Source organism: Chryseobacterium ginsenosidimutans (genome assembly GCF_039536845.1).
GTDB lineage: Bacteria > Bacteroidota > Bacteroidia > Flavobacteriales > Weeksellaceae > Chryseobacterium > Chryseobacterium ginsenosidimutans_B.
Map to the genome: position 1 here is coordinate 24,958 of NZ_BAAAZJ010000005.1, position 14,118 is coordinate 39,075.

The following is a 14,118-nucleotide window of genomic DNA, read 5'->3' on the forward strand; positions in this document are numbered from 1 at the left end:
TTTTTTGAAAATTACAAATTTTGAGTTTTAAATTTTATTAATATTATTTTCAATTTTGTCCAAGGCAAGTTGAATTTCTTCCTTGGTAACGTTCAAATGCGGTCTGAATCGAAGTGACTGATCTCCACATGCTAAGATGAATAAACCATCATGGAAAAGCTCCTCTCTTAACTGATTTCTTTGTTCGTGAGTTGGCAGATCAATCGCGCACATCAACCCTCTTCCTCTTGCATTTGAAAGTTTTTCAGGATGTTTTTGTTCTAATATTTTTAAGCCTTCCAATAAATAGTTACCTACCACTCTTGCATTTTCTACAAGATTTTCTTTTTCAATGACTTCCATTACCAATTGAAAACGAAGCATATCGATAAAATTCCCTCCGAAAGTAGAATTGATTCTTGAGCTCTCTCTGAAAACATTATTCGGAACTTCATCAAACTTTTCTTTATTCGCTAGAACTCCGCAAACCTGTGCTTTTTTACCAAAAGAAATGATGTCCGGTTTTGCAGTAAAATGTTCAAAAGCCCACATTTTTCCTGTGATTCCGATACCTGTCTGTACTTCATCAAAAATTAAAAGGATTTCATTCTGATCACAGATTTTTCTTAAACCTAATAAAAATTCGTCCCTGAAATGATTATCACCACCTTCAGCCTGAATCGGCTCAATAATGATACAAGCTACTTTATCAGGGTTCATTAAGATTGCTTCTTCGATATTCAATAAGGCCAATCTTTCGTTTTTAATAGTTTCTTCTAAATTTTCTTCCGTGATTGGAAAATGCAATTTAGGATTTAGAATTCTAGGCCAGTCGAACATCGGGAAATACTGGTATTTTCTTGGATCAGAAGTATTTGTTAAACTTAAAGTATACCCACTCCTTCCGTGGAATGCCTGTCTGAAGTGAATACAGATTCCTGCTTCAATATCGAGACCTTTTTCGAAATTTTTACGTGTTTTCCAGTCGAAACATGCTTTCATGGCATTTTCAACACCTAAAGTTCCACCTTCAATAAAAAAAGCGTACTGTAATTCTTCGGGAATAACTACTCTTTCGAAAACTTCTAAAAAGTGTGCATATTCCTCAGAATAAATATCTGCCAATGTCGGTTTGTTGACAGCCATTTTCCCTAGCCAAGCCGATTTTTCGACTAAATAAGGATGATTGTAGCCAATAGACGCCGAAGCGAACATCGAAAACATATCTAAATATTCTCTATTTGTAAGCTTGTCATAAAGCCAAGATCCGTGAGATTTTTCAATATCCATCACGAAATCGAAACCGTCCGCAAGAACATGTCTACCTATTGTATCTTTAACTTTATTTGCTTGTATATCAATTGTTTGTTCCATATTAAATAAAAATCTTAGGGTTGATTGTATTTAAATTGTAAAGATTTAGAATTTTATAATTGACCATATCTAAATCTTTTGGTGTTTTAAATTAAGTTAAAACTTTTAAAGGTCAAATTTAATTCCTTGTGCTAAAGGAAGGTTTGCTGTATAGTTAATCGTATTTGTTTGTCTTCTCATATAGTATTTCCAAACATCTGAACCGGATTCTCTGCCGCCTCCTGTTTCTTTTTCACCACCGAAAGCTCCACCGATTTCCGCACCGGAAGTTCCGATATTTACGTTGGCAATCCCACAGTCTGAACCTGCATGAGAAAGGAACAATTCTGCTTCTCTTAAATTCTGCGTCATAATCGCAGACGATAATCCTTGGGGAACATCATTCTGGATGGCGATTGCTTCTTCTAAAGTTTCGTATTTAATTAAATATAAAATGGGCGCGAAAGTCTCATGCTGAACGATTTCGTAAGAATTTTTAACTTCTGCAATACATGGTTTTACATAACAACCAGATTCGTATCCTTTTCCTTTTAAAACTTCACCTTCAACGATGAATTTTGCGCCTTCTTTTTTACCTTTTTTAATCGCTTCCTCATACATATTTACTGCATCTGTATCGATAAGCGGTCCAACATGCATGTTTTCATCCAAAGGATTTCCAATCTTTAATTGACCGTAAGCTTTTACCAATCTGCTTTTCACTTCATCATAAACGCTTTCGTGAATGATCAATCTTCTTGTTGAAGTACATCTTTGTCCTGCAGTTCCGACAGCTCCGAAAACAGCTCCGATAATCGACATGTCGATGTCTGCATCTTTAGAAATAATGATTGCGTTGTTTCCTCCTAATTCAAGGATAGACTTCCCGAATCTCTCAGCAACTTTAGAAGAAACCATTCTTCCGACTCTTGTTGAACCTGTGAAAGAAATCAAAGAAACTCTTTTATCGTCCACTAATCTTTGTCCGATTTCATGATCAGAAACCAATACACTTGAAATTCCTTCAGAAAGATTGTTTTCCTTGATCACTTCATTCATGATATTTTGGCAGGCAATGGCACAAAGCGGTGTTTTTTCTGATGGTTTCCAGATGGTAACGTTACCACAAATCCATGCTAAAGCTGTATTCCAGGCCCAAACTGCTACCGGAAAGTTGAATGCCGTGATAATTCCAACTACTCCAAGCGGATGATATTGCTCGTACATTCTGTGACCAGGTCTTTCCGAGTGCATTGTATACCCGTGAAGTTGTCTTGAAACTCCAACTGCAAAGTCGCAGATATCGATCATTTCCTGAACTTCACCAAGACCTTCCTGTAAAGATTTACCCATTTCATAAGAAACAAGCTTGCCTAAATCATCCTTATATTGCCTTAATTTCTGACCTAACTGTCTTACGATTTCCCCTCTTTTAGGCGCCGGAATGGCTCTGAACTCCTGAAATGCTTTTTGAGCTGTTTCGATTACCTTATCATAATCAGATTCGCCGGAAGTCTTTATTTTGGCAATCAGGTTTCCATCCACGGGAGAATAACTTTCTATAACTTTTCCTGATGCAAAGTATTTTCCGCCTACAGAAGTACCTTTATTTTCATCTTTAATTCCTAGATTTTTGAGCGTTTTTTCAATCCCAAAATCCTTTACTTTTTTAGACATAAAAATTCTACTTTTCGTTTCCTCTAAAGATAAAAATATTATGTGAACTGCAAAATTTTAATTTTTTTAACGTGTTTTTTATTTGGACTAATTATAAACATGCTTATCTTTGTATGGTAATCATTTGAATTTCAGAAATGGAAAATAATAAGACGATAAACGAACCTGCTGCTGAGGAAAAGAAAAGCCCAAGATGGAAAAGGCTGGTAAAGAAATTCGGGATCGGTGGAATTATATTCTTTACCGTGAAAGGCATCATTTCTTCTACACTTATTTATTTCTTAGGAAAAAATGCATGGAATATAATTGCAGGCTACTTTACAGGAATATTTGAATAATTAATTGATATATAAAAACAAAAGCAGAGAAATTTCTCTGCTTTTGTTTTTAGTAAAACCTGTTTTGTCATTCAGAATGAAACGAAGTGAAAAATCTATACTTTCAAATAGATTTCTCCTTTGTCGGAATGACAACAATAATGAATAAAATTTATTCTTTTTTCTTTCTTCCCGATTCCATCAGTTTTTGATGTAGCAAATACTCAATTTGTCCATTTACACTTCGGAATTCGTCATTTGCCCATTTTTCCAGAAGCTTGTAAGTGGACTCATCAATCCTTAGGACAAAAGATTTTTTGCCTTTGTTTTCGGAAGGATTTTGAGTTTTTTCTGATTTCATTTTTTTCTATTTCTTGACTTATTTTTGTTTTAACATAAAGTTTATTAAGTTTTTGATGACTTTATGCAAAGTTGTTTTAGTTAATCTTAATTATACAAAGTCCCTGCATTTAAGATTGGCTGTGCTGCTTTTTCGCCACAAAGAACAACCATTAAATTGCTTACCATTGCTGCTTTTCTTTCATCATCCAGTTCAACAATATTCTCTGCTGAAAGCTTTTTCAAGGCTAAATCTACCATTCCGACAGCACCTTCCACAATTTTGGTTCTTGCTGCTACAATTGCTGTTGCCTGTTGTCTCTGAAGCATTGCCCCTGCGATTTCGGATGCATAAGCCAAGTGTGAAATTCTTGCTTCCTGAATGACAATTCCTGCCTTTGAAAGTCGATCTGTCAATTCCTGTTCTAAAATCGAATTGATTTTATCGCCGCCTTCTCTTAAAGTAATCGGAGCATGATCATCTTCCAGATTGTCATAAGGAAAACTCATTGCCAGATGACGTACTGCTGCCTCACTCTGCATTTTTACAAAATCTGAATAACGTTCCACATCAAAAGCTGCTTTGTAAGTATCTCCCACTTTCCAAACCATTACGACTGCAATTTCTATAGGATTCCCCATTTTATCGTTCACTTTTAAAGTCTGCCCCTGAAGGTTTTCGGAACGGAGCGATATTTTCTGTGAAGAATATAAAGGATTAATAAAGAACAACCCGTTGTCTTTTACAGTTCCGACATATCTCCCAAAGAAATTCAGAACTCTTGAGTGGTTCGGCTGAATAATCATTAAGCCTTTAATAAAAAAGAAAAATGCAATAAAGCATACTGCTGCCAAGACAATATTTGTAATATTCTCTGTACCTGCGCCTGTAATAAATAAGTAGACAGATGCAATAAACAATACTAAACAAATAACTAAAGCCAGATAACCTGACATTGGTTTTAAAACTTTTTCCATGATATGATTTTTATTTTGATATTAATTTGATATCATAAAGATATGAGTAAGTTTTGAATTATGAATTATAAATGATGAGTTTTTTTATCCTTATTAAATATCTCTATTTTTTTAATGGTTATAATTTTAATAAAAAATCCCCGAAAAATTAATTTCAGGGATTGTATTTATGTATAAAATTTAAATTTATTTTTTATTCAAAGCTTTAAATTTAAAATAAGAAGCTGCTGATAAAAGTGCCATCGTTCCAAGTCCGATATATACCCAGGCCGGAACCGGAACCGGATCTCCTGCTGCATAAGAATGAAGTCCGCTTAAGTAATAATTTACTCCAAAATACGTCATTACCATTGAGCAGAATGCAAACATTGTCGCAACGTGGAATGCCCACTTACTTCTTAATCCCGGAACCAATCTCATGTGTAATACGAATGCGTAAACCATGATTGAGATGAATGCCCAGGTTTCTTTTGGATCCCAGCTCCAGTATCTTCCCCAAGACTCGTTTGCCCAGATTCCTCCTAAGAAGTTTCCTACCGTCAATGCAAATAACCCAATTGTTAAAGACATTTCAGAAACTATTACCAATTCCTTTAATGTCGTGTCGTGATGAATTTTATAATTTTCTTTATTTGAAATAATATAGAATACCAGACTGATCACCGCAATAATCATCGACAGGGCAAAGAACCCATAACTCGACGTAATAATTGCCACGTGAACGATCAGCCAATATGATTTCAATACAGGAACAAGCGGCGTAATCTGTGGATCAAGCGCTGAACCTCCATGTGCAAATCCCATCATAATTACAGCAACCATAAATCCTGCTGCAGGAATCAAGGCGTTTGAATTTCTATATAAAATCAATCCGGCCGTAATACCAACCCAAGAGATAAAGATAATAGCTTCATAACCGTTACTCCACGGTGCGTGGCCGGAAATATACCATCTTGCCACCAAGCCAAGGAAATGGAATAAATATGCGAAAACGCCAAGAGCAACAATAACTTTAATTATCTTATTTAAAATTTTCTTAGGCTTAAATAATTCAACAAAGCCTAAAATCAATAATAATCCTCCGATTAATGTATAGAAAATTAATAATTTGAAGTTAAGATTTACCTTATTCATGAAAACTTCAAGATCAACTTTAGATTTTGAAGGAACAACTGCTTTCCCCCATTTTTGCTGATAGTCTGAAAGTTTTACTAATTCAGAATCTGCTTTGCTCCAGTCACCTGATTTTTGAGCCTGTAAAGCTTCCGCAAAATAAGGTCCCATTACCTGTTGAGATTCCATATCCGGCTCCATTTTTTGATCAAGCCAAGAATGCCAAGTGTGATTCGCATCATTTTTCACAGGAACAATTCTCATAAACTGACCACTGAAAAATTCATTAAAAATCTGAACTCTTTCGTTAACAGAAATTACTTCCTTATCATAATTTGTCTGCTCAGACGGTTTTTTACGGAATGCCGTATTGTAATCGTGTTCTAATATATAGGTAAGATTTCCGTTGGCATCAGCAGGGAAAAGATTCATTAAAGAAGTGTACCCTTCGTCGTCTGCTTTTGTTTTATTCTTCAGCTCATCACCTCCTTTCGTTCCTACTTTAATCATCGGAACCATCGTCCAGCTCGGAGTATCTGTATTAATTGAAAGAAACCATTGGTTTGCCGTTAAAGACTTTCCGTCTGTTCCTTTAAACTCATCTTTTTTATATAATTTTCTTAAAACATCTAAAGCTTCAGTGTTAATCGGAACAATTCTTCCTTCGAAATTCTGAACCAAAAGATATCCGAATTTGTCCGCATGCTCTTTGCTGATCTTATTTCTAGCAATAATTTCATCAGGAGAAATGCTCTTCATTTTTGTCAACGGAGCAGCCAAAGAATTTTGTTGCGGTTGTTGAGCCTGAGTCGCTTCCGGAGTATGATTGTGAACTTCACCTTCTACATGAATGTGTTCTCTGCTTCCGTCCGTCGTCCCGTGAGTTTCAATTTTCTGAGCATTTAAGCCTAAACTTAAAAGCAATAAAATAATACTTGCCGCTCTTTTCTTATTAACGTCTTTCAGCATTTTATTTAATTTCCAGAAGTGAGTTCCTTTCCAGAAGAAGATAAAGAACAATCCTCCAAACAATAAAGTGTATCCGATATAAGAAATTAAAGTTCCCCAGTAATCGTGGTTTACAGAAAGTACTGTTCCCATTCTGTCCGGATCAAAACTTGACTGGAAGAAACGGTAACCTCCGTGATTAAGAACGTGATTCATATAGATTTTAAAAGGAGTCTGTTTTCCTCCGTCAATGATTTTAATATGACTTTCATAAGCACTCGGAGAGGTACTTCCCGGATAGGTTTCCATTACGAAATCATCCAATTTTAGTGCGAAAGGTGTATTGTAAATTTTAGGACCGAAACCAACCATAATGTTCAAGCCATCCATAGTTACCTGTTTGTAAGCATTAGGATTTCCTTTTTCAACTGAAAGATCAACCAATTGCTTGGTTTTTGGACCCTGAAGTTCAACTGTCAATACGTCAGGAACAGCCTGATCTTTCTTTCTGTCGCCTTCGATTGCTATTAATCTTCCTTTTTTAAGACCTTCAGGAACAACCAATTTTAATTCATTAATTGAATATAAACTTCTTAAAGCCAAAGGTTGAAATTCGTCTTTTACGGTATTTCCCGTTGCCTGAGTTGCCATTGTCATGTAGCTTGCATCAACAGGAGTTTTAATCATTAATTTTCCGCCTTCATTTCTGAATTCTACCGCGCCTTCAATCGCCCTGTTGAATGTCACCAAAGTTCCGTTAATAGACTTCGTTTCACCCGGCTTGATATAGATATTCTGCCTTCCTGTGTTTCCTGTAGAAACCAAATGAAGATATTCGGTACCGTTGGGCTCAGCAACCAAGCTGTCTTTTTTTCTCTGAATATATTCTTTAGCGACAACTTTCACCTGTTTTCCGTGGAAGTCGTAAGTTGCCTCCAAATCTTTATGCAAAGGAGACATTAAGTAAGGAATATCTTGATAATTAAGAACATCGCCTTTCTCTTCAATCTGAATTTTAAGGAAATTTTTGTCGGTCACGATTTCGTTAGACGTTTCCCCTTCTCTAATGTGCATTGTTCCTTCAAAACTGATGTATCGTGTGATCGCACCACCAATGAAAATTAATACAAATGCAAGGTGAAAAACTAAAACCGGCCATTTTTCTCTTTTCCAAAGTCTGTATCTTCCGATATTTCCTATGAAATTCAAAATAAGCAGAACCATAATCAGTTCAAACCACCATGCTTCATAAATTAAAGCTTTTGCTGTAGGTGTTCCGTAATCATTTTCTAAGAACGTGGCATATGCCATCGAAAATGCGAATACCAGTAACAATACAGCCATTGTCCTGGTTGAGATAATAATATCCTGGAGCTTCTTCATGATTTATTTACTTGACATGCAAAAATAAGGATGATAAACTATAACAGAGCTAAAAAAAGCTGTTTTTTATCACTTTGGAGACGAGAAATGCTATTTTGAAACATTCTTAATAAGCTTATTTTTATTGAGGAAAATTTAAAATCAAATATATCCGCAATTTAAATCAATAAAAGCTATATTGCTGATTGAGAAGATCTATTTTACCGAGAATATCTCTTAAAAATACAGACTTTTTATTTTGATAATGTATTTGAGAAAAATCAGGACAAAAGAAATAGAATATTTTTAATTGAAATTTGTTTTATTTTAAATATTTTTAATCATTCAAAATTAAATCACAGAAACTGATTTTCTTTAAAATTAGGGAAAAATTAACACTTCTTTTCAACAAAAAAGCATTTATTTAATGTTGAAAAAATATTAAATTTGCCCACATTGATATTATGGATAAAAACACACAAAACAAACAACAGGAAGCGTCTGAAAAAGGCAAATTTTTATCTAAGCAGCGAGTATTTTTCGGGCTTACTTTTATACTTTTCTCTGTGGTTCTTACTTTTTCATTTGTCTCATATCTAATGAATTGGAAGGCAGATCAAAGTCAGGCAGGAACACTGCTCGATAAAAGTATAAAATCTTCTAATCTTTTTGGTAAACTTGGCGATTGGCTTGGGAATATCTTTATTTTCGAAAGCATTGGTGTTGCTTCATTTATAATTGCATTTTTATTTTTGGTTTTCGGGACGATCATCCTGAAAAAGAAAACCTTCAAGCCCTGGAAAACAGTCGGTCACTCTCTATTCTTCATTTGCTGGCTTCCTATTTTCTTCGGAGCAGCCTTTACAAAAGGAGAAGGTGGTGTTTTGAGTGGTGTTTACGGCTATCAGATTATGGATTCTTTAAATGCTTTGATCGGAACAGTTGGTCTTTGGCTGGTTTTGGCAGCAAGTATTCTTTTATATTTTATTTTAGAATTCAATCTTCGTCCGAGCTCAATTAAATCTAAACTTAATGATATCAACGAAAGTACTATTGGGAAGGTAAAATCTATGATGCCAAGTTCTGATGAAAATTTTGAAGCAGATGAAGAATTAATCGAAGAAATAGAACAAACTGAAGAAACTCCATCAAAAATTACAGTAACCGAAGTTGTAGAAAAACCAACCGTAAAAGTTATGGAACCAGAACCAATAAGCGTACCGAAAGGATTTCCGGAAGTTCCTGTTTCTACAGACCTAAATACAATTATTACTCCGAATCAGACTTCTTTTGAGGAAGAAAAAAATGATTTTTCAAATTCAGTTAATTTAAACCTTAAAACAAAACCAAGCATTCCGACTTCAAGTCCGGAACAGGCTTTTGATATTAAACCTATAGCTTCAGCAACTACTTCGGCTCAGGAAGATATCAAATTTAATATTGAAGTTGCTCCTGTTATTGATGTTTTGGATGATGCAGACAAAAAATCTCAGGACTTAATTGAAAAACATGGTCTGTATGATCACAGATTAGATCTGGCAAAATTCCAGATGCCCCCGGTTGAGCTTTTGAAAGATTACGGAAATGAGGAAATTTCTATTAATAAAGAAGAATTAGAGGAAAATAAAAATAAAATTGTAGGATTACTGAAAAACTTTAATGTAGGAATTGCCGAAATTAAAGCCACGATCGGGCCAACAGTTACGTTATACGAAATTGTTCCTGAAGCGGGAATCAGAGTATCGGCAATTAAAAAACTGCAGGATGATATTGCTTTGAACCTTTCGGCTTTAGGAATCAGAATTATTGCACCAATGCCCGGAAAAGGAACGATCGGTATTGAGGTTCCGAGAAAAAATCCGACAATGGTTTCTATGCGTTCCGTGATTGCTTCTCATAAATTCCAGAATACTGATATGGATTTGCCGGTGGTTTTCGGTAAAACGATTTCCAATGAAGTGTTCATGGCGGATTTATCAAAAATGCCTCACTTATTGATGGCAGGAGCAACAGGTCAGGGTAAATCGGTTGGTATTAACGCCATTCTTACGTCTCTTCTTTACAAAAAACATCCGAGTGAATTGAAGTTTGTAATGGTGGATCCTAAAAAAGTGGAACTTTCATTATATTCAAAAATTGAAAGACATTATCTGGCTAAACTTCCGGATTCGGATGATGCCATTATCACAGATACCAATAAAGTAATCAACACACTGAATTCTCTTTGCGTGGAAATGGATCAGAGATATGATTTACTTAAAAATGCGTTCTGTAAAAACCTGAAAGAATACAACAGCAAATTCAAGGAAAGAAAATTAAATCCTGAAAACGGACACCGTTATTTACCTTATATCGTTTTAGTCGTTGATGAGTTTGCAGATTTGATTATGACAGCCGGAAAAGAAGTTGAATTACCAATTGCAAGATTAGCACAGCTAGCCAGAGCGGTAGGAATTCACTTAATTGTTGCAACACAAAGACCTTCCGTAAACGTAATTACTGGTATGATTAAAGCCAACTTCCCTGCAAGAGCAGCTTTCAGAGTAATTTCGAGTGTGGATTCAAGAACGATTTTAGATTCTACGGGTGCAGATCAGCTTATTGGTAAAGGTGATATGCTTTATTTTAACGGAAATGAAATTTTAAGGCTTCAATGTGCTTTTGTTGATACTCCGGAAGTGGAAAGATTAGCAGAATTTATCGGTGAACAGAAAGGTTATGCTTCGGCATTCCTTCTTCCTGAATATGTTTCTGAGGAAGCTACAAGTACGGTCGGAACTTTTGATCCTAATGAAAAAGATGCATTATTTGAAGAAGCTGCAAGAATTATCGTTTCAACTCAGCAAGGTTCGACTTCTATGCTTCAAAGACAGTTGAAATTAGGATACAACAGAGCGGGAAGAATTATGGATCAGTTGGAAGCAAGCGGAATTGTTGGAGGATTCAATGGAGCAAAAGCAAGAGAAGTTCTTATTAGCGATCTTCATTCTTTGGAACAGTTTTTGGAAGATCTGCGCAGTTAAGGGATAAACAAACAATTTAGTTTAACTTTTAGCGTTTGAGGAAGTCTAAAGATTAAAGATTTAAATGAAAAAAATGAAAAATATTATTTCAAAAATTATAGTAAGTAGTTTGGTTGTTGGAGCGGTAGGTTTTACAAATGCTCAGAAAATTGATGCAAAAGCAAAAAAAATATTAGACGATATTACAGCAAATTACAATTCTAAAAAGAATTCTTACTTCAAATTTTCTTTCGGGAACGGAACAAACGGAAAAGTTACCAAAACCGAACCCGGAATTTATTATTCAGCGGGAGATAAATATAAATTGAAGATCATGGAAACAGAACAGATCTTCGACGGAAGCAAAATCTATAATATCAATACAGAAGATATGGAGGTAACGGTTGCAAAACCAAACGGTAGCAGCTCTATGTTCTCCCCTATCAATTATCTTTCGAGTTATAGAAATGATTACAATGTAACTTATGAAGGTAAGAAAAATGTAAACGGAGTAAATGCAGATTTCATTAAATTAACTCCTGTAAAATCAAACGGAATTAAATATGTTTATCTTTTCGTAGACTCAGTAAAAAAACAAATGGTAAAATTAGAACAGCACGGAAACAATAAAGATGTTGCTGTAATTGCCATTAAAGATTACAAAGAAAATCAGACTTTGGATTCGGGAATGTTTGTTTTTGATAAGACTAAATACAAAAATTACCTGATTACAGAATTGTAAACAAAATATAAAAAGGAAAAATCGCAGTTTTGCGCTTTCATCTTTTAGTTGAATTATAAAAATTTCATAAAATATAAGAGCTACAAAGAAAACTTTGTAGCTTTTTGATTAATTTTGGCGAATGTTAAAAATACTAGACCGATATATCATAAAAACCTTCTTTGGACCGTTTTTCTTTATATTCAGCGTATTGTTTTTCATCTTTATTGTAAACATTATCTGGGTTCAGCTGGGACAGTTTATGGGAAAGGGATTAAGCACATGGCAAATCGTTAAACTGCTTTTCTACCTCGGAGTAAGCGTTATCAGTATGGTTTTACCGCTTACCATTCTTTTGGCAAGCATCATGTCTTTCGGAGAATTTGGAGAACGGTACGAACTTGCAGCTATGAAAGCCGCCGGAATTTCGTTGACAAGAGTAATGGTTCCGCTGTTGGGTGTAAGTGTGATTATGGCAGTCATGCTCTACTTTTTCTCCAATAATATTATTCCGGATTTTCAGAGGAAGGCGAAAAATATGCTTTTCAATATTGCCCAGACAAAACCAGCCCTGAATTTCACACCGGGACAATTTATCGATCAGATTCCGGGAAACATGGTAAAGTTTGATAAAATTTACGGTGAAAATGCCGAAAATATTGAAGGAGTTTTTGTTCATAAAAAAGCAACTACTTATGAAAACCAACAGACGATTTTAGCAGAAAAAGGAAGATTTGTACCTGCAGCTAATTCAAATTACTTAAAACTGGTTCTTTATAATGGGTATGTTTATGACGATAATTTTGCCGGAAGAGGTGAAAATGTACGTTTGAAACAACCTGATCAGGTCATTAAATTTGATTCTCTGGTTTCTCATTTTGATGTAAGCGAAATCATTAATAAAGCGATTGAAGAAGAAAAAATCACCGATGATTACCGTTTTCAGACTTTCAATGAGCTGGATAAAACCATTGATAAAACCAAAAAGGATAACGATAAATTTTTTACGAATGTAAATAATGATGTTTTAAATCAGACCAATTCTGTGATAACTTATATGGATATGAAACAGAACAGGGCTAAAACAAAACCAAAACAACTTTTAAAGCTGGACACTGTAAAAAGTGAGAAAAGATTAGAAATACTTAACAATGCATATCAAAGATTAGACAACCTGAAAAGTACAGTTGATGGTAAAGCTAATGAGATTGATCCGGGAATAAAATACTACAGCAAAGTAGTTATTTATCAGCAAAGAATTGTGACCTATTCTTTTACCTGCATCATTTTCTTCCTCATTGGTTCAAGTTTGGGATCAATCATCAGAAAAGGAGGAATGGGACTTCCGGTAATTATAGCAATCGTAATTTTCATCATTTTCTATGTCATCAACGTAAGTACCGAAAACATGGCTTGGTCAGGGAAATTAAATCCTTATTTGGCAGCGTGGATTCCGAATATTGTCTTATTCCCTTTTGGAATCTGGATGACCTATAAAGCACTTACAGATTCTCAGCTATTTGATGCTGAAAAATATAAAGCTTTATTCAAACCTATTATAAACTTGTTTGTTAAAAATAAAGAACACAAGAGATATCAGTAGTTTTAAATTAAAAGATACTAAGAAAGCAGTTTCAATTTTGGAACTGCTTTTTTTGATCTGAAAATATTTTTGTATCATTGATCCAACCAAATTCAAAATATGAAAATTATACTTACTACACTGTGCTTTGCGTTGTTTATTTCGTGCAAAAAAGAAAAGCCTGCCAATCTTCAAAACACAACATCAAGCATGACTGTTAAAAATGATTCTGTTCAGTCGAGCGAAACTCCTCAAAATATCGATCAAATAAAGAAAGAATTTGCCGTTTTAAATGATAAATTATTATCCAAAAAGCTCGATTCAACGGGTTTCGATTACAACTGTGAAGAAATGGAAGGAGAAGTACATTTTTATTATGAAAATAAAAAACTTAAAATGGTAAAACATTTTTTTGCAGATAGTCATTTTTCTTCGGTAACGAAATATTATGTGAAAAATGACAATGTATTTTTCATCTTTAAGGATGATACCGTATGGCAATTTGACGGTGGAACTGCTGAAAAACCTGTTACAAAAGACAGCATTACTCAACAAAGAATTTATCTTCAAAATGAAAATCCGATCCTGTGTCTGGAGAAAAATTTCACAATACGATCGGTTGGAAAAAATACAGATCCTGAAAAAGTTCCCAACAAAGAAAAAAAATGTGATGTGAAAGACCTGATGAAAAATTATCAATCCATCATCAAAAATAAAGATAAAAAAGGCAAAATCCGATGTCTCTAA

The 14,118-nt window shown here is 34.6% G+C and carries 10 protein-coding genes; 5 read left to right on the top strand and 5 right to left on the bottom strand.

Features of this window, described 5'->3' with window-relative positions; genetic code table 11:
- Positions 1 to 27: 27 nt before the first annotated feature.
- Both lat and amaB read right to left on the bottom strand, forming a co-directional pair.
- Positions 28 to 1,353 carry an L-lysine 6-transaminase gene (gene lat, locus ABD745_RS07075; RefSeq protein WP_344827323.1) on the bottom strand — a complete coding sequence of 442 codons (1,326 nt, stop codon included), beginning with the start codon at positions 1,351 to 1,353 and terminating at the stop codon, positions 28 to 30.
- A gap of 105 nt (positions 1,354 to 1,458) precedes the next feature.
- Positions 1,459 to 3,009, bottom strand: a complete 1,551-nt coding sequence (gene amaB, locus ABD745_RS07080) for an L-piperidine-6-carboxylate dehydrogenase (protein ID WP_344827326.1) — start codon at positions 3,007 to 3,009, stop codon at positions 1,459 to 1,461.
- Positions 3,010 to 3,146: 137 nt separating this feature from the next.
- On the opposite strand from amaB, the gene ABD745_RS07085 reads away from it, so the two are divergent.
- Positions 3,147 to 3,347, top strand: a complete 201-nt coding sequence (locus ABD745_RS07085; protein WP_344827329.1) for a hypothetical protein — start codon at positions 3,147 to 3,149, stop codon at positions 3,345 to 3,347.
- Between the two features lie 151 nt (positions 3,348 to 3,498).
- On the opposite strand, the gene ABD745_RS07090 is transcribed toward ABD745_RS07085, so the two are convergent.
- The 3 genes from ABD745_RS07090 to ABD745_RS07100 all read right to left on the bottom strand — a co-directional run bounded on the left by ABD745_RS07090 (position 3,499) and on the right by ABD745_RS07100 (position 8,087).
- Entirely contained in the window at positions 3,499 to 3,687 is a 189-nt protein-coding gene (locus ABD745_RS07090) for a type II toxin-antitoxin system antitoxin (RefSeq protein WP_047402078.1), read from the bottom strand.
- Positions 3,688 to 3,773: 86 nt separating this feature from the next.
- A complete protein-coding gene (locus ABD745_RS07095; protein WP_344827333.1) occupies positions 3,774 to 4,643 on the bottom strand; it encodes an SPFH domain-containing protein in 870 nt (289 codons plus the stop codon).
- Positions 4,644 to 4,829: 186 nt separating this feature from the next.
- Complete coding sequence (locus ABD745_RS07100; protein WP_344827336.1) at positions 4,830 to 8,087, bottom strand: cytochrome c biogenesis protein; 3,258 nt, start codon at positions 8,085 to 8,087, stop codon at positions 4,830 to 4,832.
- Positions 8,088 to 8,530: 443 nt separating this feature from the next.
- Between ABD745_RS07100 and ABD745_RS07105 the strand changes: the two genes are divergently transcribed.
- The 4 genes from ABD745_RS07105 to ABD745_RS07120 all read left to right on the top strand — a co-directional run bounded on the left by ABD745_RS07105 (position 8,531) and on the right by ABD745_RS07120 (position 14,118).
- Positions 8,531 to 11,089: an FtsK/SpoIIIE family DNA translocase gene (locus tag ABD745_RS07105; RefSeq protein ID WP_344827338.1), complete on the top strand. Its 2,559-nt coding sequence runs from the start codon at positions 8,531 to 8,533 to the stop codon at positions 11,087 to 11,089.
- Between the two features lie 73 nt (positions 11,090 to 11,162).
- Complete coding sequence (gene lolA1 / locus ABD745_RS07110) at positions 11,163 to 11,810, top strand: outer membrane lipoprotein periplasmic chaperone LolA1 (RefSeq protein ID WP_344827341.1); 648 nt, start codon at positions 11,163 to 11,165, stop codon at positions 11,808 to 11,810.
- A 121-nt stretch (positions 11,811 to 11,931) separates the two neighbouring features.
- The gene (locus tag ABD745_RS07115) at positions 11,932 to 13,392 is read left to right on the top strand and encodes an LptF/LptG family permease (RefSeq protein WP_344827344.1); all 1,461 of its coding nucleotides are present in this window, start codon (positions 11,932 to 11,934) and stop codon (positions 13,390 to 13,392) included.
- 99 nt (positions 13,393 to 13,491) lie between these two features.
- Positions 13,492 to 14,118 (top strand): hypothetical protein, encoded by a 627-nt coding sequence (locus tag ABD745_RS07120; RefSeq protein WP_344827347.1) that lies wholly within the window; start codon positions 13,492 to 13,494, stop codon positions 14,116 to 14,118.

Excerpts from the sequence above, each read along its gene's own strand:
- ABD745_RS07085 (WP_344827329.1), top strand. The coding sequence starts at position 3,147 with ATGGAAAATAATAAGACGATAAACGAACCTGCTGCTGAGGAAAAGAAA.
- lolA1 (WP_344827341.1), top strand. The coding sequence starts at position 11,163 with ATGAAAAATATTATTTCAAAAATTATAGTAAGTAGTTTGGTTGTTGGA.
- ABD745_RS07100 (WP_344827336.1), bottom strand. The coding sequence starts at position 8,087 with ATGAAGAAGCTCCAGGATATTATTATCTCAACCAGGACAATGGCTGTA.
- ABD745_RS07105 (WP_344827338.1), top strand. The coding sequence starts at position 8,531 with ATGGATAAAAACACACAAAACAAACAACAGGAAGCGTCTGAAAAAGGC.
- ABD745_RS07095 (WP_344827333.1), bottom strand. The coding sequence starts at position 4,643 with ATGGAAAAAGTTTTAAAACCAATGTCAGGTTATCTGGCTTTAGTTATT.
- lat (WP_344827323.1), bottom strand. The coding sequence starts at position 1,353 with ATGGAACAAACAATTGATATACAAGCAAATAAAGTTAAAGATACAATA.
- ABD745_RS07120 (WP_344827347.1), top strand. The coding sequence starts at position 13,492 with ATGAAAATTATACTTACTACACTGTGCTTTGCGTTGTTTATTTCGTGC.
- amaB (WP_344827326.1), bottom strand. The coding sequence starts at position 3,009 with ATGTCTAAAAAAGTAAAGGATTTTGGGATTGAAAAAACGCTCAAAAAT.
- ABD745_RS07115 (WP_344827344.1), top strand. The coding sequence starts at position 11,932 with ATGTTAAAAATACTAGACCGATATATCATAAAAACCTTCTTTGGACCG.
- ABD745_RS07090 (WP_047402078.1), bottom strand. The coding sequence starts at position 3,687 with ATGAAATCAGAAAAAACTCAAAATCCTTCCGAAAACAAAGGCAAAAAA.